The sequence below is a fragment of the Streptomyces sp. NPDC006283 genome (genome assembly GCF_040613325.1).
GTDB lineage: Bacteria > Actinomycetota > Actinomycetes > Streptomycetales > Streptomycetaceae > Streptomyces.
On the sequence record NZ_JBEXRZ010000111.1, the window covers coordinates 1 to 22,553 of the forward strand.

The following is a 22,553-nucleotide window of genomic DNA, read 5'->3' on the forward strand; positions in this document are numbered from 1 at the left end:
TCGCGCCGTCGCCGACGACGTCGCAGGACGTGATGGTCCGCTCGGACCAGCCGACGGCGAACTTCAACAGCACGTGGGACCTGTCGGCCGGCAAGCCCCCACTCATGTGTCGCCTCCGGCCGCAGGGCGGCCGACGCCGTCAGTCCATCGTCAGGCTCCGCAGGACCAGCCCCGTCGCCGGCTTCGGTCCGAACGACGTCGACTTGCGCGGCATCGTGACGCCCGCGATCGCCAGCTTCCTGACGATCTCCTCCTGCACCGGATGCATGAGCACCGCCGTGCCGCCGACGCGTTCGGCCTGGGTGGCGGCTGCCTCCGCGTCATGGATGTAGGTGATGTGCTCGGGAGCGTCGGGGATCTGCCAGATGTGCTCCAGCAGCGTGGAGTGCAGCACCGTCGCGTCGAGCGTGCGCCAGGCCTCCGGGCGGCCGACGGGCACCGTGCGGTTCAGCAGGCCCGCGTCGGGCCGGTCGACGAGATGGAAGCGTCCGTCGCCGGCAAGGAGGAACGCGTTGCCCTCGGCGACCGCCTCGGCCAGCGCGTCCAGGGCCTGCACCAGCGGGATGTCGAGGTGGCGCACGCGGAAGGAGCCCGCCAGACCGCTGAGCGCGTCCGCCACCGGAAGGCGGCGCAGCAGACGGTGGATCGCCCGGACCTGCAAGGGGTAGCGGGCGGTGTCGATGAGCAGCACCAGACCGTAGTTCCAGGGGCCCTGCGCCGGGTGTTCACCTCGCAGCCGGAGGTACGTCGCCCATCGGTGGTGACCGTCCGCGATCATCGCCTGGTGGCGCGCCAGGTCGTCGTGGATCTCGGCCAGTTCAGCGGCGTCCGTGACACACCACAGGCGGTGGCTGAAGCCGTCCTCCGTGGTGGTGGACAGCAACGGCGAGTGCCGGATGGTGCGTTCGATGACGGCGGTCGCGCCGACGGCGTTGCCGGTGCTGCGATAGGTCAGCAGCAGCGGTTCCAGGTTCGCCGCGGTGGTCCGCATCAGGGCGGCGCGGTCCGCGACGATGTCCGGCATCACGTCCTCGTGCGGCAGGACGACACCGTCGGACGGCTCGGTGAGAGCCAGCGCCCCGATGACGCCGCGCTGCAGGATGTCGCCCTTGCGCTGCTCGTACACGTACAGCGCGGGTTCGTCGTCCGCGGCGAGGATGCCCTCGGACAGCCAGCGGGACAGGGTCCGGGCGGCCTGGCTGTGGCGGTCCTCCGCGGTGGTCGCCTGCGGCAGGATCAGCCGCACGATGTTGTGCGGGTCCGCCGACTCCAGATGGTGCAGGCCGTCGGGCCTGACGATCACGTCGTACGGCGGCGAGGTCACGGCGGCGAGACTGCCCACCCGCTCGGGGACGTAGCGCAGTCCACGGAACGGGATCAGATGCAGACCGCCATTGGCCGCAGGACCTTCGTTGTTCATCAGGGCATCGTATGCGTCAAAGGGCCATGCGCGATGATCGGGGGAGTGGACCCGAGCGAGGAGCGGAAGCGAATGAGCCAGCAGGGTATGAACCGGCCGAGCGGGAGCGCGCGGGCGCTGAGCGAGGCGTACGACACGGCCCTGCTCGACCTCGACGGTGTGGTGTACGCAGGCGGGCGGGCGATCGTGCACGCCGTCGAGTCGCTGGCCACGGCCCGCGAGCAGGGCATGCACCTCGCGTACGTGACGAACAACGCGCTGCGCACCCCCGAGGTCGTCGCCGGTCACCTGACCGAGCTCGGCATTCCGACCGGGGCCGGTGACGTGATCAACTCCGCGCAGGCCGTGGCCCGGCTGATCTCGGAGCAGGTGCCGGCCGGGTCGCGGGTCCTGGTGATCGGTGGGGAGGGGCTGAAGGTCGCCCTGCGCGAGCGCGGTCTCGAGCCGGTGGAGTCGGCTGACGACGATCCGGCAGCTGTCGTGCAGGGATACGGCGGCCCGGACCTGGCGTGGGGCCGGTTCGCCGAGGCCTGCTACGCGATCGCACGCGGCGTGCCGTGGTTCGCGTCCAACACCGACCTGACGATCCCCAGCGCCCGCGGCATCGCGCCGGGCAACGGCGCAGCGGTCGAGGTCGTGCGGATCGCCACGGGGGCCGAGCCGCAGATCGCGGGCAAGCCGCTGCCGCCGATGCACAAGGAGACGATCCTGCGAACCGGGGCGGAGCGGCCGCTGGTCGTGGGGGACCGGCTGGACACCGACATCGAGGGCGCCTTCAACGGAGGTGTCGACTCACTGCTTGTGCTGACCGGTGTGACGGACGCGGCGCAGCTGCTGGCGGCCGTGCCACAGCACCGGCCGACATATGTGGACGCGGATCTGCGGGGCATGCTCACCGGACAGCCCGAAGTGGCCGAGGCGGACGGTACGTTCCGGTGCGGCGGATGGACCGCTGCCGCGCAGGCCCAGGAGCTGACGCTGGACGGTGAGGGCGAGCCGATGGACGGGCTGCGGGCGCTGTGCGGGGCGGCGTGGACGAGCGCGGGGGAGGGTTCCTGCACGCTCGACGCCGGGAAGGCGCTGGCCAGGCTGGGGTTGTAGGCGGCCCTGCCGCAGGACGCCCTGACCGGGACGCATGGGAGGGTAGGCTAACCTAACCGCGTGTTGGTCGACTGTCCCCCGAACCGGAGCGCGGAGCCTGTGTCCGCACCCGCGAGCCCGAAGCGCCACGCCCTGCGTGCCACCGGGCTGCTGGTGTCGTTCGGCGTCCTGCTGCTGATCTGCGTCGCGAGCATCGCCGTGGGCGCCAAGTCGATTCCCTTCGCCGATGTCTGGGACGGGTTGTTCCACAACACGGGCACCGGCAACGACGTGATCATCAGGGACGTCCGCTTGCCGCGGACGCTGCTCGGCCTCACCGTCGGCGCGGCGCTCGGGGTCGCCGGCGCGGTGATGCAGGCGCTGACCCGCAACCCGCTGGCGGAACCGGGACTGTTGGGCGTGAGTGCCGGCGCCTCGGCGTCCGTCGTCTCCGCCATCAGCTTCTTCGGGGTCACCTCGCTCACCGGTTACGTGTGGTTCGCGTTCCTGGGCGCCGCCGTCGTGTCCACCGCCGTGTACGTCCTCGGCGGCAGCCGCGGCGCCACCCCGGTACGGCTCGCGCTCGCCGGGACCGCCGCGACGGCGGCACTGTACGGCTACATCAACGCCGTTCAGCTGCTGGACGCGGCAGCGCTGGACCGTCTGCGTTTCTGGACGGTCGGCTCACTCGCCTCCGCGGACATGGAGACCATCCGCAAAATCGTTCCGTTCATCGCCGTCGGCCTCGTTCTCGCGCTGCTGCTGGCCCGGCCGCTGAACGCCATGGAAATGGGCGACGACACCGCCCGCTCCCTGGGCGCACATCTGACCCGCACCCGCATCCTGTCGATGGCCGCGATCACCCTGCTGTGCGGGGCCGCGACCGCGGCCTGCGGACCGATCGTCTTCGCGGACTGATGATTCCGCACGTCGTCCGCGCCATCACCGGACCCGACATGCGCTGGATCCTGCCGTACGCGGCGGTTCTGTCGCCCGTCCTGCTGCTCGGCGCGGACGTCGTCGGCCGGGTCGTCACCCGCCCGTCCGAGCTGCAGGTCGGCATCGTGACCGCGCTGATCGGTGGGCCCGTCTTCATCCAACTCGTACGCCGCAAGAGGATGGCCCAGCTGTGATGAGGTCCGTGAAGACCGTGCGGGCGATACGCACGCCCGGCGGGGTGTCCGTGCGGATCGACCCACGCGCGGCCGTCGTCTTCCTGCTGCTCGCGGCAGCCGCCGCGGCCGTCTCGGTCGTGCTCATCGGCAGCGGCGACTTCCCGATGTCGTTCGGCGAGGTGGTCGGCACACTGCTCGGGAACGGCACCGCCGCACAGGAGTTCATCGTCCAGGACGTCCGGATGCCGCGCGTGCTGGTGGCGGTCCTCGTCGGCGCGTCACTCGCGCTGAGCGGCGCGATCTTCCAGGCCCTGTCACGCAACCCCCTCGGCAGCCCCGACGTGATCGGCTTCTCGCAAGGGTCGACGGTCGGCGCGCTCGGCGTGATCGTGCTCTTCCAGGGCGGGTCGCTCGCCGTCGCGGGCGGTGCCGTCGCAGGCGGAGTCGTCACCGGCATCGCGGTCTACACGCTGGCGTGGAAACGCGGCGTGCACGGTTTCCGGCTGGTGCTCGTCGGCATCGGAGTCGCCGCCATGCTCACCGCGCTGATCCACTACCTGATCACCAAGGCCAACCTGGTGGACGCCACCAGGGCCACGCTCTGGATGACCGGGTCCCTCGACGGCCGCGACTGGGCGCAGGTCTGGCCGCTCGCCGGTCTGTGTGCCGTGCTGATGCCGCTCGTGTTCGCGCACGGACGGCCGCTGCGGATGCTGGAGATGGGTGACGACGCGGCGTTTGCGCTGGGCGTGCCGGTGGAGCGCACCCGTGTCGTGCTCATGGGCTCCGGCGTGCTGTTCATCGCGGTCGCCACGGCCGCCGCCGGGCCCATCGCCTTCGTGGCCCTCAGCGCCCCGCAACTCGCGCGCCGGCTGACCCGCTCGCCGGGGCCGAACCTGGCCGCGGCCGCCATGATGGGCGCGGCGCTGCTGCTGGTCGCGGACTGGGTCGCCACCAACGCCTTCGGCGACCGCATGCTGCCCGTCGGCGTGGTCACGGCGGTGCTCGGCGGCGGCTATCTGCTCTGGCTGCTCGTCACCGAGCGCAAGGCGGGCCGGATATGACGCCGTTCGTGACCGCACGCCCTGCCGTCGACGGCGCCGCCACCTCAACCACCCGGACTTCCAGGAGCACGACGACCATGCAGCGCCTCACCGCCGAAGCGGTCACCCTCGGCTACGACCAGCGGGTCATCGCGGAGAACCTGTCGGTGGAGATACCCGACAACTCCTTCACGGTCATCGTCGGCCCCAACGCCTGCGGCAAGTCGACACTGCTGCGTGCCCTTTCCCGGATGCTCAAGCCCTCACAGGGCAGGGTGCTCCTCGACGGGCAGGCCATCCACTCCCTGCCCGCGAAAAAGGTCGCCAGGACACTCGGGCTGCTGCCCCAGTCGTCGATCGCCCCCGACGGCATCACGGTCGCCGACCTCGTGGCACGCGGCCGCTATCCGCACCAGGGGCTGCTGAGGCAGTGGTCGCCGGAGGACGAGCGGATCGTCGAGGAGTCGATGGCGGCGACGCGGGTCGGCGAACTGGCGGACCGCTATGTCGACGAACTGTCCGGCGGGCAGCGTCAGCGGGTCTGGATCGCGATGGCGCTCGCGCAGCAGACGCCCCTGCTGCTGCTCGACGAGCCGACGACGTACCTCGACATCCAGCACCAGCTGGAGGTGCTCGACCTGTGCGCCGAGCTGCACGAGTCACAGGGGCGGACACTGGTGGCGGTTCTCCACGACCTCAACCAGGCCGCCCGCTACGCCACACACCTCGTCGCGCTGCGCGACGGGGAGGTCGTCGCGGAGGGGCCGCCGGCGGAGGTGGTGACGGCGGAGCTGGTGGAGCGGGTCTTCGGGGTGCGGAGCCAGATCATCGAGGATCCGGAGTCGGGGACGCCGCTGGTGATTCCGGCGTCGCGGAGGGGGCGGGCGGCGGTGGGGGCGGTGTAGTCGGGGGGCGCGTGGCCTGGGCACGTGGCGCCCCGCGGCCGGCGTGTTCACCTTCCCTCTCGCCACGGCCTGGCCGACGTGGGGGCCCGATTCCCGAGACCCGGGCAAGCCCTGGACGGCGCTCCGTGCGGTGTTCGGGGGCTCTGTCCCCTGCCCCCGCCGCGCCCCATACGCCGGCGAGGCCGGCGCTGCCCTGCCGACGGGCTGGGCGGTCTAGAGCAGCGCGCGCAGGCGGAGGAGGTCGCGGACGCCTGCCTCCAGGCGGACTCGGCCCGTCGCCCACGCCTTCGCGAAGTTCAGCGCGCCGGCGACCATCGACACGAGATCGTCGCCGGTCATCGCCAGGCGGATCTGGGCCTTCTCCCGCGGCGGGCCCGGCGCGGTGTCGGTCACCTCGATCCGGCCGGATTCGAGGCGGCCGGTGAAGGTGACGTCGAGGTCCGTGATGTGGCAGCTGAGGGAACGGTCCAGGCCGGCAACGCCCCGTACGCCGCCGTCCGCGTTCGCCAGGTTGTCCGAGAGTCTGTCGAGTGCGCCGCGGCACTCCTGCGTGGTGGCCATCGCCAGCGACGGTACCTCAGGGCTTCGCGGTAGCGTCTGGGCCATGAGTGACTCGATGCCCGCGCCCGGACCGCAGGAGCCCGACGGCGGCGCGCCGGAACCCGCGCCGCTGGGCGTGCAGCGTGTGCCCACCGGCAACGCCGGGGTCGACATGCTGCTCGAGCGGCTGGCCGACGTGGACCACCTCGCTGCGGACGGACACCTCGAGGTGTACGAGGATGTACACCGGGGCCTGCGGGATGCGCTGACCTCGCTCGACACTCATGAATCGCACAACCACAGGAGCTGAACCGAACGTGGCAGGAGTGGCCCGCCGCCGTCTCGACGCAGAGCTGGTACGCCGGAAGCTCGCTCGTTCACGCGAGCACGCGAGCCAGCTGATCGCGGCGGGCCGGGTGACCGTCGGGCGCAACACGGCGACCAAGCCCGCCACCCAGGTCGAGACCAGTGCCGCCATCGTCGTCGCATCCGACGAGAGCGACCCGGACTACGTGTCACGCGGCGGGCACAAGCTCGCGGGCGCGCTCGCCGCGTTCGTACCGCTCGGGCTCAAGGTCGAGGGGAGGCGGGCGTTGGACGCCGGTGCGTCGACCGGCGGGTTCACCGACGTACTGCTGCGGGCCGGCGCCGCGCACGTCGTCGCCGTGGATGTCGGCTACGGCCAGCTGGCCTGGTCCCTGCAGAGTGATGAACGCGTCACCGTCAAGGACCGTACCAACGTGCGTGAAATGACGTCGGAGACGATCGACGGAGTGCCGGTGGACCTTGTGGTGGGGGATCTCTCCTTCATTCCGCTCGGGCTCGTGCTGCCCGCGCTGGTGCGCTGCAGCGCACCCGACGCGGACCTCGTGCTCATGGTCAAGCCGCAGTTCGAGGTCGGCAAGGAGCGTCTCGGCAGCGGGGGAGTGGTGCGCAGCCCCGAACTGCGTGCCGAGGCCGTACGGGCCGTGGCGCGCCGCGCGGGGGAGCTCGGGCTCGGAGTACGGGGCGTCACCGCCAGCCCACTACCGGGACCCTCCGGAAACGTCGAATACTTTCTGTGGCTTCGGGCCGGGGCGCCCGAGCTCGATCCGGCGGACGTCGACCGTGCAGTGGCGGAGGGACCTCGTTGACCACGACATCAGAAACGACACCGGGCACCACGTCGAGACGTACTGTTTTCCTGCTCGCGCACACAGGGCGGCCCGCGGCCATCCGAAGCGCAGAACTCGTCGTCCAGGGGCTGCTGCGCAGCGGCATCGGCGTGCGCGTGCTGGCGGCGGAGGCTGCCGACCTGCCGCTGCCGGACTCGGTGGAGACCGTCGTCGAGGCGACCCCCGAGGTCCTCGACGGCTGCGAACTGCTGATCGTCCTCGGCGGCGACGGGACGCTGCTGCGCGGCGCCGAGTTCGCGCGCGCGTCCGGGGTGCCGATGCTCGGCGTCAACCTGGGGCGTGTCGGCTTCCTCGCGGAGGCCGAGCGCGACGACCTCGACAAGGTCGTCGACCGGGTCGTCACCCGCGCGTACGAGGTCGAGGAACGCATGACCATCGACGTCGTCGTCCGCACCAACGGCGATGTGGTGCACCGCGACTGGGCGCTGAACGAGGCCGCCGTGCAGAAGGTCTCGCCCGAGCGGATGCTCGAGGTCGTCCTCGAGATCGACGGCCGCCCCGCCACCGGCTTCGGCTGCGACGGCATCGTGTGCGCCACCCCGACCGGCTCGACGGCGTACGCCTTCTCCGCCGGCGGCCCGGTGGTGTGGCCGGAGGTCGAGGCGCTGCTGATGGTACCGATCAGCGCCCACGCGCTGTTCGCGAAGCCGCTGGTGACTTCGCCGACGTCGGTGCTGGCGGTCGAGGTGCAGCCGCACACCCCCCACGGGGTGCTGTGGTGCGACGGGCGCCGGATGCTCGAACTGCCCCACGCGGCGCGCGTGGAGGTCCGTCGGGGCGCCGTGCCCGTACGACTCGCCCGGCTGCACCACGCGTCGTTCACCGACCGGCTGGTGGCCAAGTTCGCCCTCCCCGTCGCCGGGTGGCGCGGAGCCCCGCACTAGGGTCTTCCGTCTGGATCAGGCCGGATCAGTGTGGGGGTCCGCCTGCCGCGGCATGCGAGCCCGGCAAGATCCAAACGAGAGGCCCTGGGTTCTCGCGCCCACGCCCGGGGGCGGGGGAAAGCCCGGGAGAGTGAATCGGAGGCCGGGGCCCGTCGCACACCGGGCCCCGGACCTCGTATGGTCGTGTCCGTGTTGGAGGAGATGCGGATACGGTCACTCGGGGTCATCGACGACGCTGTTGTCGAGCTGTCGCCCGGATTCACCGCGGTGACCGGCGAGACGGGCGCCGGCAAGACCATGGTCGTCACCAGCCTGGGGCTGCTGCTCGGCGGGCGCGCCGACCCCGCCCTGGTGCGGATCGGCGCGAAGTCGGCCGTGGTGGAGGGCCGGATCAGGGTGTCCCCCGACGCGCCGGCCGCGCTGCGGGCCGAGGAGGCCGGGGCCGAGCTCGACGAGGGCACGCTGCTCATCAGCCGTACCGTCTCCGCGGAGGGGCGCTCGCGCGCCCACCTCGGCGGCCGTTCGGTGCCGGTGGGCATGCTGTCGGAGCTCGCCGACGAGCTCGTCGCCGTCCACGGCCAGACCGACCAGCAGGGCCTGCTGCGGCCCGCACGGCAGCGGGAGGCCCTCGACCGGTACGCGGGCGACGCCGTCAGCGGCCCGCACGCCAAGTACGCCGCCGCCTACCGTCGGCTGCGCGCCGTGGGCGCGGAGCTCGAGGAGATCACCACCCGTGCGCGTGAACGGGCGCAGGAAGCGGATCTGCTGCGTTTCGGGCTGAACGAGGTCGCTTCCGTGGAGCCGCGGGCCGGCGAGGACGTGGAGCTCGCCGCGGAGGCGGAGCGGCTCGGCCACGCGGAGGCTCTGGCGTCCGCCGCCTCCGTCGCGCACGCCGGGCTCGCGGGCAACCCGGAGGACCCGGAGGTCGTCGACGCCACTACCCTGGTCGCGGCTGCCGGGCGGGCGCTGGACGCCGTACGCTCCCACGACCCGGCGCTGGCGGCGCTGGCGGACCGGATCGGCGAGATCTCGATCCTGCTCGGCGACGTGGCGGGCGAGCTCGCCGGATACGCCGACAACCTGGACGCCGATCCGCTGCGGCTCGCCGCGGTGGAGGAGCGCCGGGCCGCGCTGACACAGCTGACGCGCAAGTACGGACAGGACATCACCGCCGTGCTGGCGTGGGCGGAGGACGGAGCGAGCCGGCTCACCGAACTGGACGGCGACGACGACCGCATCGGCGAGCTCACGGCGGAGCGGGACGCTCTGCGGGACGAACTCTCCGGTCTCGCCCAGGCGTTGACGGACGCCCGCACGGAGGCGGCGGCACGTTTCGCCGAGGCGGTGACGAAGGAACTGGCGTCGCTCGCGATGCCGCACGCCCGGGTGTCGTTCGCGATCCGTCAGACGGAGGATCCGGAGGGCGTCGTGGTCGACGGGCGGCCGGTGGCGTACGGGCCCTCCGGCGTCGACGAGGTCGAACTCCTGCTCGCCCCGCATCCGGGCGCCCCGCCGAGGCCCATCGCCAAGGGCGCGTCGGGCGGCGAGCTGTCGCGCGTGATGCTGGCGGTCGAGGTCGTCTTCGCCGGCACCGACCCGGTGCCGACATATCTCTTCGACGAGGTCGACGCCGGCGTCGGCGGCAAGGCGGCGGTCGAGATCGGCCGACGGCTCGCCAAGCTGGCGAAGTCGGCGCAGGTGGTGGTGGTGACGCACCTGCCGCAGGTGGCGGCGTTCGCGGACCGCCAGCTGCTGGTCGAGAAGACCAACGACGGAACGGTCACCCGGAGCGGCGTCACGGTCCTCGAGGGCGAGGACCGGGTCCGGGAACTGTCCCGGATGCTGGCGGGCCAGGAGAACTCGGAGACGGCCCGCGCCCACGCGGAGGAGTTGCTGGCGACGGCTCGCGCGGACGGTTAGGACCTGCGGATGTCCCGCGCGAGAGCAGCAGCCCCACAAACTCACCCGTGTGGGTGATCCCGGTGTGCTGGACCCTGCCGCGGGCCAGGCACAACACCGGGTCGGTGCCGGAACGTCCGTACGGACTGGCATCCTTGGCGGGTGACACAGCTGCGTACGGTCCAAGTGCTGGGTGGCGGCAGTGCGGGCAGCAGCGCGCACGTCAGGTCGCTGGCCGTCGGGCTGGTGGCGCGGGGCGTGCGCGTGACGGTGTGCGCTCCCGCCGACATCGACCGCGCCTACGACTTCGCGGGCGCCGGCGCACACTTCATCCCCGTCCCGCGCCGTAGCGACCCGGCGGCGGTCGGCGCGCTGCGCGCGGCCTGCGCCGGGGCGGACGTGGTGCACGCGCACGGTCTGCACGCCGCCGTACGCGCCGCGCTCGCTCTCGCCGGGCAGCGCCGCCGCATCCCGCTCGTCGTCACCTGGCACACGAGGACCCACGACGAGGGCGCGCGGGCAGCGGTCCTGCGGCTGCTCGAGCGTAGGGCCGTACGCGCGGCGGCGGTTGTCTTCGGTACGTGCTCCGAACTCGTCGACCGGGCCCGGGCCGCCGGCGCACGTGACGCCCGGCTCGCTCCCGCAGCCACGCCGGCGCCGGGCACGCCGCCCGCCGCCCGGCAGGGCAAACTCCGGGCCGAACTGGGCGTCGTCGAACGCCCGTTGCTCATGGCCGTCGGCCGCCTCGAGCAACACCGCGGCTACGGAACGCTGCTGGATGCCGCAAGGTCCTGGCGCGACCTCGATCCGGCGCCGATGCTGCTGATCGCCGGAGAAGGACCCGAGAGGGGCATGCTCCGGCGCCGTATCGCCGACGAGGGCCTGCAGGTCCGGCTGCTGGGGCGCCGTGACGACGTCACCGAGCTGCTGGCGGCGGCGGACGTCGCGGTCCTGCCCTCCCGCTGGGAGTCCCGCTCGCTGCTCGCCCAGGAGGCGCTGCGACTCGGCGTGCCGCTCGTCGCGACGGCGGTCGGCGGAGTGCCGGAACTGGTCGGCGAAGCAGCGGAGTTGGTGCCGTACGGCGACGCTGCGGCGCTGTCGTCGGCGGTGACCCGCCTGCTGTCCGACCCGGCGCGACGGGCATGGCTGTCGGAGGCGGGGCAGGCGCAGGCGGGGACGTGGCCGACGGAGGACGAGACGGTGGCGCAGGTACTGAGCGTGTACGACGAGCTGGTGGTGGCGTAGCCACTCCGTTCCGGGTGCGCCGAGCCGTGTTCGTTCCGGGAGCTGCCCCCGTTGCCCGCGCAGGCGTCGCCTGCGCGGCTGAAGGCGCCCGACGTGACTGACGCTCGATCTCCTGGCGCCGCGGGCTGATCTCGCGGAGCGACATGCAGCCCGTCCGGGAGCACTCCCGCTACGCCTGACGGCGTGGGAGGTACCGTCGCCTACCGTTGCCAAGCCGTAGGGGAGTTCGCGGACACCACGCAAAGCGCGGTACAAGGCCCGGGCTTGCCCCGAGGTACCCGCGGCCGGCCCGGTCGCCGAGCCGGTGCCGGCTCGGCCGGGCCGTGGGGCCGACGCACGCGGCGGAGCGCACATCGGTACAGCGTGATTTGGGAGCCCCGAAAGCCTCCGGGCCGCAGGCGGTGGGGAATCAGGCCCCCGCAGCGGCCATCCCGGTCACGACGTGTGGCGGCGTGCCCTCAGAGCCAGGCTCAGAGCCAGGACCGTTTCCGGGTCCTCCAGATCCGTGCCGAGGAGCTCGCCGATCCGGGCCAGCCGGTTGTACAGCGTCTGGCGGTTCAGGTGGAGTTCGCGTGCCGTCTCCGCCTTGCGGCCCGCGTGGGCCAGATACGTCTCCAGCGTCGGCAGCAGCGGCGGGCGTGAGGCCGCGTCATGCGCCCGCAACGGGCCGATCGCGCGGTCGACGAACGCCGCCAGGTCCGGGTGCTCGCGCAGGCGCCACAGCAGCAGGTCGATGTCGAGGCGGCGCGCGTCGTACCAGGACCGGCCGCTCAGGCCCTGCGCGGCGGTCGCCGTCTCCGCCGCGTGGCGCAGGGCAGAGCTCGCCGCGGCCCAGCCGCCGGCGGCCGCGACCACGACGACCGGTGGATGCGCTCCCGCCCGTTCCAGCCCGGCCCGCTCCACGCCGGCGCGCAGCGCCTGCGCCACCCGGTCCGCGACGACGGTGCGGTCGGTCTCCGTGCGCAGCCCGACAAGAAGCGGCACACGGCCCTCCACCGGCCGCACGCCGAGCAGCACCGGCACTCCGAGGGACGACAGCTCCTCCGACACGGCGCGCGCGAGCACCGCCCAGTTCCCGGTCGGAGTCAGCTCGGCCGCGAGCCGCATCACCACCGGCAGCAGCGGCCCCGTGCCCGGCTTGAAGCCGAGGACCCGCGCCTGGGCGGGGGCGTCCTCGGGGGCGATACGGCCTTCTGCCAGGTCGGTCAGGAAGTCTCCGCGGCCGCGTGCCGCGAGCTCCTCCTCCTGGCGCGCCTGCATCAGGACCACGGCGAGGATGCCCGCCGCACGTTCCGCCGCCATCCGGTGCACGGGCAGCAGGGGGGACGAGACCGCCAGCAGCACCAGCCGGGCGCGTACCGCGCCGGTGCCGCGGCCGCTGCCTGGCACGTCCACCAGGACGGCGTTCGCCGGCGGACCGTCGTGGCGTCCGCCGCGCAGCCCTTCCCACACCTGCAGCGGGTCGGCGGGCGCGGGCTCGGAGCCCGGCAGGTCGGCGGCGTAGAGCAGCTGTCCGTCAGGTGTCTCCAGGAAGACAGGGTCGCCGGTGAAGGCGGCCAGGATGCCGAGCACCTGGGGGATTCCGCCGCCGCCGAGCAGGGCCTCGGTGCAGCGGCGGTGCACTTCCTCGGCCTGCTGCAGCAGCGCGTAGTGGCCGTTGACGATCTCGGTGTGGATCTCCTCGGTCACCGTCACGAACGGCACCTCGCGGTGCAGTTGCACCAGCGGCAGCCCGGCCGCGCGCGCGGCTTCCACGATCGTGGCCGGCAGCCGCGAGAAACGGGGCCCCAGTTCGACCACGAGCGCCGCGATGCCGCGTTCGGCCAGCCGGTGCACGAAGGCACGCTGTTCCGCCGGGCGGGTGCCGAGGCCGAGGCCGGTCGTCAGGAGCAGCTCGCCGCCCTTGAGCAGGGAGGCGATGTTCGGCACCTCGCCTGCGTGCACCCAGCGCACCGTGCGGTCGAGCCGGTCCGACCCGGCGAGCACCTCCGGCAGTCCACTGCGGAGCCCGGGCAGCTCCAGCGCCCGCTGCACGGTGATGCCGCCCTGCGTTTCCATGGCTGGCGACGCTACCGGGGCGACTGTTCCAAGGACAACCGCAGCCTCCTAGCCGCCGTAGGCGCCGGACGCGGTGAGCCGCAGTGCCGTGTCGATCAGCGGAACGTGACTGAAGGCCTGCGGGAAGTTCCCCACCTGCCGCTGCAGCCTCGGGTCCCACTCCTCCGCGAGCAGCCCGAGGTCGTTGCGCAGCCCCAGAAGCTTCTCGAACAGCCTCCGGGCCTCGTCGACCCGCCCGATCATCGCCAGGTCGTCCGCCATCCAGAACGAGCACGCCAGGAACGCGCCCTCGTCTCCGGGCAGACCGTCGACGCCCTCGTGGCTGCCTTCGGTCGGGTACCGCAGGATGAAGCCGTCGTCGGTGGACAGCTCGCGCTGGATCGCCTCGATGGTGCCGATGACGCGCTTGTCGTCGGGCGGCAGGAAGCCCATCTGCGGGATCAGCAGCAAGGAGGCGTCCAGCTCCTTCGAGCCGTACGACTGGGTGAACGTGTTGCGCTCGGGGTCGTAGCCCTTCTCGCAGACGTCCCGGTGGATCTCGTCGCGCAGTTCCCGCCATCGCTCCAGCGGTCCGTCCGCGTCGCCGGACTCGATGAGCTTGATCGTGCGGTCGACGGCCACCCACGCCATGACCTTGGAGTGCACGAAGTGCCGGCGAGGTCCGCGGACCTCCCAGATGCCCTCGTCGGGCTGGTTCCAGTGCTTCTCCAGGTAGCGGATCAGCTTCAGCTGGAGCAGGGAGGCGTAGTCGTTGCGCGACAGGCCCGTCATGTGGGCGAGGTGCAGGGCCTCGGTGACCTCGCCGTAGACGTCGAGCTGGAGCTGGTGGGCCGCGCCGTTGCCGACGCGGACCGGGCCCGAGTTCTCGTAACCGGGCAGCCAGTCGAGCTCGGCCTCACCGAGCTCGCGCTCGCCCGCGATGCCGTACATGATCTGCAGGTTCTCGGGGTCGCCGGCGACCGCGCGCAGCAGCCACTCGCGCCAGGCGCGGGCTTCCTCGCGGTAGCCGGTGCGCAGCAGCGAGGAGAGGGTGATGGCCGCGTCGCGCAGCCAGGTGTACCGGTAGTCCCAGTTGCGGACGCCGCCGATCTCCTCCGGCAGCGACGTGGTGGGCGCGGCGACGATCCCGCCGGTCGGCGCGTACGTGAGGGCCTTGAGTGTGATCAGCGAGCGGACGACGGCCTCTCGGTACGGGCCGTGGTACGTGCAGTGGTCGACCCACTCGCGCCAGAACTCGGCGGTGGCCTCGAGCGATTCCTCCGGGTCAGGGAGGGCCGGGGGCTCCTTGTGCGAGGGCTGCCAGCTGAGCGTGAAGGCGATCCGGTCGCCGGGGCCGACGGTGAAGTCCGAGTAGGTTGTGAGGTCCTTGCCGTAGGTGTCCACGGAGGTGTCCAGCCACACCGAGTCCGGCCCGGCCACGGCGACCGTGCGGCCGTCGACCTTGTGCACCCACGGCACCACGCGCCCGTAGCTGAACCGCATCCGCAGCGCTGAACGCATCCGCACGCGCCCGGAAACGCCCTCCACGATCCTGATCAGCTGCGGCGCGCCGTCGCGCGGCGGCATGAAATCGGTCACACGCACCGTGCCGCGCGGGGTGTCCCACTCGGATTCGAGGACGAGGGAGTCGCCGCGGTAGTTGCGGCGGGTCGCGACCGGCGCATGGGCATGCGAGCCGTAGGCCGGGCCCAGCCGCCAGAAGCCGTGCTCTTCGGTGCCGAGCAGCCCCGCGAAGATGGCGTGCGAGTCGAAGCGGGGCAGGCACAGCCAGTCGACTGTGCCGTCCCGGCAGACCAGTGCTGCGGTCTGCATGTCTCCGATGAGTGCGTAATCCTCGATGCGCCCGGCCACGTGCATCTCCAGTCGAACGGCCACGTCCGCCCCGCGGGGCGCTTACTGCGGTTTCTGCGGTCCAGGGTCGTTGACGAGCCGCGGCGACCCCAAAAACACCACGCGGGAGGCTGTGCCACTTGCCTGGTGGGGGCGCCGAATTCCGGGTGACGGTCTGGGGATGATGCCGTTCACAGGTCCGACTCGGCAGCGAGTGTCCGAGCAGGATACGACGCACGTCAATGATCTGTACGGGTGTCCCGGCAACACAGGTGCGCCGAACGGGTGAGCGGCAGGTGAGCCGTGTGGAGCGGTTCCCGAGTGTTGTCGTCACCGTACCTCCGGCACCGGCGGGGCGCGTGCGCTGGCGTGGCCGGAGGCAGGCCAGCGTCGTCGCTGATACCCTGGTACCCCGTGGACCGGTGGCCGGAAGGCCCCGAAACCGCAGCGACGGCACCCCCGAATCGGGACGGCAGCCGGCACGCACCTCACTTCGCGACCACGGGAGCCCCCTCTTGGCGATGCCGCCCAAATCCATGACGACCAAGCACATCTTCGTCACCGGGGGTGTCGCCTCCTCCCTCGGCAAGGGCCTCACGGCCTCCAGCCTGGGCGCGCTGCTCAAGGCGCGGGGCCTGCGGGTCACCATGCAGAAGCTCGACCCGTACCTGAACGTCGACCCCGGCACGATGAACCCGTTCCAGCACGGTGAGGTGTTCGTCACCAACGACGGCGCCGAGACCGACCTGGACATCGGCCACTACGAGCGCTTCCTCGACGTCGACCTCGACGGTTCCGCCAACGTCACCACGGGCCAGGTCTACTCGCAGGTGATCGCCAAGGAGCGGCGCGGCGAGTACCTGGGTGACACCGTGCAGGTCATCCCGCACATCACCAACGAGATCAAGTCCCGCATCCGGCGGATGGCGACCGACGACGTCGACGTCGTCATCACCGAGGTCGGCGGCACGGTCGGCGACATCGAGTCGCTGCCGTTCCTCGAGACCGTCCGCCAGGTCCGTCACGAGGTCGGCCGGGACAACGTCTTCGTCGTCCACATCTCGCTGCTCCCCTACATCGGCCCGTCCGGCGAGCTGAAGACAAAGCCGACGCAGCACTCGGTCGCCGCGCTGCGCAACATCGGTATCCAGCCCGACGCGATCGTGCTGCGCGCCGACCGTGACGTGCCGACCGCGATCAAGCGCAAGATCTCGCTGATGTGCGACGTCGACGAGGCCGCGGTCGTCGCCGCCATCGACGCCAAGTCGATTTACGACATTCCGAAGGTCCTGCACACCGAAGGCCTCGACGCCTACGTCGTGCGCAAGCTCGACCTGCCGTTCCGCGACGTCGACTGGACGGTGTGGGAGGACCTGCTCGACCGGGTCCACAACCCCGACCACGAGGTCAACGTCGCGCTCGTCGGCAAGTACATCGACCTGCCCGACGCCTACCTCTCGGTCACGGAGGCGATGCGCGCCGGCGGCTTCGCCAACAAGGCCCGCGTCAAGGTCAAGTGGGTCACCTCCGACGACTGCAAGACCGCGGCGGGCGCGCAGAAGCAGCTCGGCGACGTCGACGCGATCGTCATCCCGGGCGGCTTCGGCGAGCGCGGCGTCGACGGCAAGGTCGGCGCGATCCAGTACGCCCGCGAGAACAAGATCCCGCTGCTCGGCCTCTGCCTGGGCCTGCAGTGCATCGTGATCGAGGCCGCGCGCAACCTCGCCGAGATCCCCGACGCCAACTCCACCGAGTTCGACGCGGCCACCTCCCACCCGGTGATCTCCACCATGGAGGAGCAGCTGGCGTACGTCGAGGGCGCCGGCGACCTGGGCGGCACGATGCGGCTCGGCCTCTACCCGGCGAAGCTCGCGGAGGGCTCGATCGTGCGCGAGGTCTACGACGACCAGCCGTACGTGGAGGAGCGTCACCGCCACCGCTACGAGGTGAACAACGCCTACCGAGCGGAGCTGGAGAAGAAGGCGGGCATCCTCTTCTCGGGCACGTCCCCCGACAACAAACTCGTCGAGTACGTCGAGTACCCGCGCGAGGTGCACCCCTACCTGGTCGCCACCCAGGCGCACCCGGAGCTGCGGTCCCGGCCGACCCGGCCGCACCCGCTCTTCGCCGGACTGGTGAAGGCGGCCGTGCAGCGGCAGCAGTCGGGCGCGTAACGCACAGGCGATACGGTTGACCGGGGTACGGACCTGCGAAGGGTCCGTACCCCGGTTTCCGTTGTGTGTGGGTGGAAGGACGCTTTCGATGGCCATCAAGGACATGCCCGAGCAGTGGGAGGTCACCGCGACCGACACGCCGTTCCGCGGCAACAAGACCAGCGTCCGTACCGACGACGTCGTCATGCCCGACGGCACCGTCGTCAAGCGGGACTACCAGGTCCACCCCGGGTCCGTGGCCGTGCTCGCCATCGACGACGAAGACCGCGTTCTCGTGCTGCGCCAGTACCGGCACCCGGTCCGCCAGAAGCTGTGGGAGATCCCGGCCGGACTGCTGGACGTGCCCGGCGAGAACCCGCTGCACGCCGCGCAGCGCGAGCTGTACGAGGAGGCGCACGCCAAGGCCGAGAACTGGCGGGTGCTGACCGACGTCTACACCACCCCCGGCGGCTGCGACGAGGCCGTGCGGATCTTCCTCGCCCGCGATCTGTCGGCGGCGGAGGGCGAACGGTTCGAGGTCGCCGAGGAGGAGGCCGACATGGAGCTGGCACGGGTGCCGCTCGACGAACTCATGCGAGGGGTGCTCGCCGGCGAACTCCACAACACCTGCCTGGTCGTCGGCGTCCTGTCGGCGGTCGCGGCGCGCTGCGGCGACGGCTTCGACGCACTGCGCCCGGCGGAAGCGCCGTGGCCCGCGCGGCCGTTCGAGGCGTGAGCGCCCCGAACGGCACGGATGGCGTACCTGGTGTGACGATCTGCTGAACCGATCGGGCGACGGCTCCGCACGCTCTGCACGGATCGTCGCAGAGCGTGAACTACGCTCGAATCGCCCGCGCGGAGACCCGGCGGGCTCGGCTCGTGCACGGCGGAGTGGAGCGTGGCCCGTGACGGATCAGGCGCTGGACTTGGACGGCCACGACCGGTCGGCCCCACCCGAGCACATCGCCACCCTCCCCGCACCTGGAACCGGGCCTCGCGACGGCTCCGCGAGGCGTGGGGAATCCACTGCTGAGGAGCACGCCGGTGCCGACCGGGACGACCGGGCCTGCGCTCACGACGATGCGGCCCCGCCCGCCGACGCCGGCAAGGACGACGCTGGCTCCCCCCTGGACGAAGCCGCTCTGGATGAGCAGTTCGGCGCCCTCGGTAGGGCGGGTGGGGGCGATCGGGCCGGCGCGCACGGCGATGCGGCCCCGCCCGCCGACGCCGGCAAGGACGACGCGGGCCCCCTCGGACGGGCCGGTGGTGGCGATCGGGCCGGCGCGCACGGCGATGCCGGCTCAGCCGAAGGGGCCGCTCTGGACGAGCAGGTCGGCGCCCACGGCCGGGCCGGTAGGGGCGACCCGGCCGGCGCGCACGGCGATGCCGGCTCAGCCGAAACGGCTGCTCTGGACGAGCAGGTCGGCGCCCTCGACCGGGCCGGTAGGGGCGACCGGGCTGGCGCTCACGACGATGCCGGTTCAGCCGAAACGGCTGCTCTTGACGAGCACCTCGGCGCCCTCGGCCGGGCCGTCGCAGACGACCAAGTCGAGGCGGACGACCGAGCCGAGTCGGACGGCCGGGCCGGCGCTGACGAAGGGGCCGGTGTTACCGCCGATGCCGGGTCGTCCGAACCGGCCGTCGTGGACGACCGGGCCGAGTCGGACCGTGCCGGAGCGTCCAGCGATTCACCGGACGTAACGCCCGCCCGAGACGCCGGGGTCGGGGACGGGCCGGGAGCGCTCCCCGGGGGTGGTGCCGCGGGCGACCGAGAGGGACTGGGGAGCCGCGGCGACGGTGCGGACGAGGGCGCGTCGACTGCCGCCGGTCCCTCCCACCCGGGGGATCGGCCCGCGGCGCAGCCCCCGCTCGACGGCGAACCCTTCTTCGGGCGGGAGCGGGAGCTCAAGGCCCTGCTCGCCGACATCGAGCGTGCCGGGCTCGACACGCTCGCCGGGCGCAAGGCGCCCCGCGCCCGCGTGCTGCTGATCGCCGGGCGCCCCGGCGCGGGGCGTACCGCGCTGGCGGAGCAACTGGCGCGTCGGGTCGGCGGGCGCTACCCGGACGGCGTGCTGCGGGTTCGGCTCACCGAGCCCGGCGGGCGGCCGGTGCCGATCGAGGAGGCGGCTCGCGGGCTGCTCGACCGGCTGGGCATCGCCTCGCCGCCCGGCGCCGGAGACGACGAGCTGACTGAGATGGTGCGCCGGGCACTCGTCGCCCGCAGGGTGCTGCTCCTCGTCGACGACGCGGCCGACGCCGAGCAGGTCGACCTGCTGCTGCCGCAGAACCCGGACTGCCTGGTCGTGGCGGTCTCCCGGGGCCCGCTCACCGGAATCCCCGACGTACGGCCGTGCACGCTCGGCGGCATGGACGCGAAGTCGGCGATCGAGCTGCTCACCACCTTCACCGGGTCCGTACGGATCACGGTGGACCCGCAGGCGGCCGAGGTCATCGCCGAGGAGTGCGGCGGTCAGCCGGCCGCGTTGGCGCTTGTCGGCGGCTGGCTCGCGGCCCGCCCCAACGTCTCGGTCGCCGACGCGGCCAAACGGCTCCGCGGTCTGCCGACGGACGACGAGCAGCCCGCCGGGGCCAGGCCGCTGGAGCGGGCGTTCCGGCTGGTGTACGAGTCCCTCCCGCAGTCCGCCGCGCGGGCCCTGCGGCTGCTGGCGCTCGCGCCCGCCGGGCTGGCGGACGCGCACACCGCCTCCGCGCTCGCCGGCTGTTCCGTGCCGGCCGGGCAGGAGGCACTCGAGCGGTTCGCCGCTCTTGGGCTGGTACGGCACCGCGATGACTGCTTCGAGGTGCCGGGCGCGCTCGCGCCGCTGCTGCGGGCTCTGCTGGCGGCGACCGACCGGCCCGCCGAGGTGCAGCTTGCGCGAGCGAGGATGCTGGAGCGGACCGTCAGAAGGCTTCAGGCGTGCCGGGCGGCCACCGAGCCGGAGGACTCCCCGGCGCGCAAGAAGCTCGCCGCGCTGCCCCGGGCGATGCGCTTCACCTCGGCGTGGGCGGCCAAGCAGTGGCTGCGGGCCCGGCAGGCCGAGCTGCTGGCCTCCGCACGCCTCGCCGTCGAGGACGGCGAACTGGACACCTTGGCGCGCAGGCTGGTGGCGGCTCTGGTCAGGGCGCTGGTCGCGCACTGGGGTACGGAGGCGGCGGCCCCCGAGCTGTACGGGCTGCATCAGCTGGTCCTCGATGTGGCGGAGCGCCGCGGGCTGCACCGCGAGCAGGCCGCCGCGCTGCTCAATCTCGGAGACCTCGACGCACAGACAGGCCGCACCGGGGACGCGCTGGCCCGTTACCGGGCCGCGCTCGACGCGGGACGTGCCGCGAACGACCCGTACGCGACGGGCCGCGCGATGGAATCCGTAGGCGGCGCGTACCAGGAGATCGGGGACTGGCAGCGGGCGTCCGACTGGTACGGGCGGGCTCTCGCGCAGCGTCAGGCGCGTGGTGAGCGCGCCGACGAGGCGCGGCTGTACGGCCGGCTCGGCACCCTGCACATGTACGCGGGCCAGTACGGCGAGGCGCTGCGCAACTGGCGGGCGGCGGTCGCGGGCCACCGCAAGGTCGGCGATCTGCCCTCCCAGGCACGCGCGTTGAGCGAGGCGGCCCGTGTCCAGGAGTACGCGGGCCGGCACGAGGAGTCGCTGCGCACATGCAAGGAGGCGGTGGAGCGGGCGCGCCGGGCCGGTGACGTCCGGCTGCAGGCCGCGCTGGAGTTCAGGCTGGCCGACGCCCTCGACAGGCTGGGTGACCCCGCGGCCGCGGGGCGGCACCGTACGTCGGCGAAAAGAACGCTGGAAACAGAGGATTCAACCTACGAAATCCGTGGCAGTTCACTCGGAGGTTAATGCTTTGCAAGGCTAGACAGCGAGAAATCCTTCATTAGACTGGCTGCACCACGTCATCTCGTGGTGTGTCCCGGTATGCCCATGCGCATCTGGGTACGCGTGTCATCGACCGATATATCCCCTGAGTCAAGGACCGTGATCGACGTGAAGGTCGGCATCCCCCGCGAGGTCAAGAACAACGAGTTCCGGGTGGCCATCACCCCTGCCGGTGTGAACGAGCTCGTGCGCCATGGTCACCAGGTCTTCATCGAGCAGAACGCCGGTGTCGGTTCCTCGATCACGGACGAAGAGTTCATCGCCGCGGGCGCGCAGATCCTGCCCACCGCAGACGAGGTCTGGGCCACCGCCGACCTGCTGCTCAAGGTCAAGGAGCCCATCGCGGAGGAGTACCACCGCCTCCGCAAGGACCAGACACTCTTCACCTACCTCCACCTCGCCGCCTCCCGCGAGTGCACCGACGCGCTGCTGGAGTCCGGCACCACGGCGATCGCCTACGAGACCGTCGAGGTGAACCGCACGCTGCCGCTGCTCGCCCCGATGTCCGAGGTGGCGGGCCGGCTGGCCCCGCAGGTCGGCGCGTACCACCTCATGCGTTCGGTCGGCGGCCGCGGTGTGCTCCCCGGCGGCGTGCCCGGCACCCAGGCCGGCAAGGCCGTCGTCATCGGCGGCGGTGTCTCCGGCTGGAACGCCACGCAGATCGCCGTCGGTATGGGCTTCCACGTGACCCTGCTCGACAAGGACATCAACAAGCTGCGTGAGGCGGACAAGGTCTTCGGCACCAAGGTGCAGACGATCGTCTCCAACGCCTTCGAGCTCGAGAAGGCAGTCCTCGACGCCGACCTCGTCATCGGCGCCGTTCTGATCCCCGGCGCCAAGGCGCCGAAGCTGGTCACCAACGAGCTCGTCGCCAAGATGAAGCCCGGAAGTGTACTTGTCGACATTGCAATCGATCAGGGCGGCTGCTTCGAGGACTCGCGTCCCACCACGCACGCCGAGCCGACCTTCCCGGTGCACAACTCGGTCTTCTACTGCGTCGCCAACATGCCGGGCGCGGTGCCGAACACCTCCACCTACGCCCTGACCAACGCCACGCTGCCCTACATCGTGTCGCTGGCCAACAACGGCTGGGTCGAGGCGCTGCGCCGTGACCCCGCGCTCGCCAGGGGTCTCAACACCCATGACGGCAAGGTGGTTTACCGCGAGGTCGCGGAGGCGCACGGCCTCGAGAGCGTCGAACTGCTGACGCTGCTCGGCTGACCGGTCAACCCGCGTCGTCAACACCACGAGGACGGCCGCGACGGTCTGGTGCTGCGGCTGGCCACCGCTCCGGGCGACGACGAACCGGCTGGCCTGGA

At 72.1% G+C, this 22,553-nt stretch carries 15 protein-coding genes and 2 pseudogenes; 13 read left to right on the plus strand and 4 right to left on the minus strand.

The window, feature by feature from the left end; all coding sequences use genetic code 11:
- Window positions 1-139: 139 nt before the first annotated feature.
- Window positions 140-1,420: a DUF1015 domain-containing protein gene (locus tag ABZ070_RS22170; RefSeq protein ID WP_356636440.1), complete on the minus strand. Its 1,281-nt coding sequence runs from the start codon at window positions 1,418-1,420 to the stop codon at window positions 140-142.
- A gap of 72 nt (window positions 1,421-1,492) precedes the next feature.
- On the opposite strand from ABZ070_RS22170, the gene ABZ070_RS22175 reads away from it, so the two are divergent.
- The 4 genes and pseudogenes from ABZ070_RS22175 (at window position 1,493) to ABZ070_RS22190 (ending at window position 5,563) form a co-directional block, all read left to right on the plus strand.
- A complete protein-coding gene (locus ABZ070_RS22175) occupies window positions 1,493-2,521 on the plus strand; it encodes an HAD hydrolase-like protein (protein WP_356636442.1) in 1,029 nt (342 codons plus the stop codon).
- A 153-nt stretch (window positions 2,522-2,674) separates the two neighbouring features.
- Window positions 2,675-3,633 (plus strand): annotated as a pseudogene (locus ABZ070_RS22180) (iron chelate uptake ABC transporter family permease subunit).
- Window positions 3,633-4,679 carry an iron chelate uptake ABC transporter family permease subunit gene (locus ABZ070_RS22185; RefSeq protein ID WP_356636444.1) on the plus strand — a complete coding sequence of 349 codons (1,047 nt, stop codon included), beginning with the start codon at window positions 3,633-3,635 and terminating at the stop codon, window positions 4,677-4,679. The pseudogene ABZ070_RS22180 and the gene ABZ070_RS22185 overlap by 1 nt, the downstream one beginning before the upstream one ends.
- Window positions 4,680-4,756: 77 nt before the next feature.
- Window positions 4,757-5,563: an ABC transporter ATP-binding protein gene (locus ABZ070_RS22190; RefSeq protein ID WP_356636446.1), complete on the plus strand. Its 807-nt coding sequence runs from the start codon at window positions 4,757-4,759 to the stop codon at window positions 5,561-5,563.
- Between the two features lie 213 nt (window positions 5,564-5,776).
- On the opposite strand, the gene ABZ070_RS22195 is transcribed toward ABZ070_RS22190, so the two are convergent.
- Window positions 5,777-6,124 carry an SCP2 sterol-binding domain-containing protein gene (locus ABZ070_RS22195; protein WP_356636448.1) on the minus strand — a complete coding sequence of 116 codons (348 nt, stop codon included), beginning with the start codon at window positions 6,122-6,124 and terminating at the stop codon, window positions 5,777-5,779.
- 43 nt (window positions 6,125-6,167) lie between these two features.
- On the opposite strand from ABZ070_RS22195, the gene ABZ070_RS22200 reads away from it, so the two are divergent.
- The 5 genes from ABZ070_RS22200 (at window position 6,168) to ABZ070_RS22220 (ending at window position 11,306) form a co-directional block, all read left to right on the plus strand.
- Window positions 6,168-6,413, plus strand: coding sequence for a hypothetical protein (locus tag ABZ070_RS22200; protein WP_356636450.1), 246 nt, complete (start codon window positions 6,168-6,170; stop codon window positions 6,411-6,413).
- A gap of 7 nt (window positions 6,414-6,420) precedes the next feature.
- A complete protein-coding gene (locus ABZ070_RS22205; RefSeq protein ID WP_356636452.1) occupies window positions 6,421-7,236 on the plus strand; it encodes a TlyA family RNA methyltransferase in 816 nt (271 codons plus the stop codon).
- Entirely contained in the window at window positions 7,233-8,162 is a 930-nt protein-coding gene (locus ABZ070_RS22210; protein ID WP_356636454.1) for an NAD kinase, read from the plus strand. The genes ABZ070_RS22205 and ABZ070_RS22210 overlap by 4 nt, the downstream gene beginning before the upstream one ends.
- 177 nt (window positions 8,163-8,339) lie before the next feature.
- Entirely contained in the window at window positions 8,340-10,082 is a 1,743-nt protein-coding gene (recN, locus tag ABZ070_RS22215) for a DNA repair protein RecN (RefSeq protein ID WP_356636456.1), read from the plus strand.
- A gap of 141 nt (window positions 10,083-10,223) precedes the next feature.
- Window positions 10,224-11,306: a glycosyltransferase family 4 protein gene (locus tag ABZ070_RS22220; protein ID WP_356636458.1), complete on the plus strand. Its 1,083-nt coding sequence runs from the start codon at window positions 10,224-10,226 to the stop codon at window positions 11,304-11,306.
- A 435-nt stretch (window positions 11,307-11,741) separates the two neighbouring features.
- On the opposite strand, the gene ABZ070_RS22225 is transcribed toward ABZ070_RS22220, so the two are convergent.
- Entirely contained in the window at window positions 11,742-13,364 is a 1,623-nt protein-coding gene (locus ABZ070_RS22225; RefSeq protein ID WP_356636460.1) for a PucR family transcriptional regulator, read from the minus strand.
- 48 nt (window positions 13,365-13,412) lie between these two features.
- Window positions 13,413-15,215 carry a glycoside hydrolase family 15 protein gene (locus ABZ070_RS22230; RefSeq protein WP_356636467.1) on the minus strand — a complete coding sequence of 601 codons (1,803 nt, stop codon included), beginning with the start codon at window positions 15,213-15,215 and terminating at the stop codon, window positions 13,413-13,415.
- Between the two features lie 500 nt (window positions 15,216-15,715).
- Between ABZ070_RS22230 and ABZ070_RS22235 the strand changes: the two genes are divergently transcribed.
- The 4 genes and pseudogenes from ABZ070_RS22235 (at window position 15,716) to ald (ending at window position 22,455) form a co-directional block, all read left to right on the plus strand.
- Window positions 15,716-17,368, plus strand: a complete 1,653-nt coding sequence (locus tag ABZ070_RS22235; protein ID WP_356636462.1) for a CTP synthase — start codon at window positions 15,716-15,718, stop codon at window positions 17,366-17,368.
- Between the two features lie 88 nt (window positions 17,369-17,456).
- Entirely contained in the window at window positions 17,457-18,083 is a 627-nt protein-coding gene (locus ABZ070_RS22240) for an NUDIX hydrolase (RefSeq protein ID WP_356636465.1), read from the plus strand.
- A gap of 1,147 nt (window positions 18,084-19,230) precedes the next feature.
- A pseudogene (locus ABZ070_RS22245) lies at window positions 19,231-21,198 on the plus strand (tetratricopeptide repeat protein); the annotation flags it as partial.
- Between the two features lie 144 nt (window positions 21,199-21,342).
- Window positions 21,343-22,455: an alanine dehydrogenase gene (gene ald, locus ABZ070_RS22250; RefSeq protein ID WP_356636469.1), complete on the plus strand. Its 1,113-nt coding sequence runs from the start codon at window positions 21,343-21,345 to the stop codon at window positions 22,453-22,455.
- The last annotated feature ends 98 nt before the right edge of the window (window positions 22,456-22,553 follow it).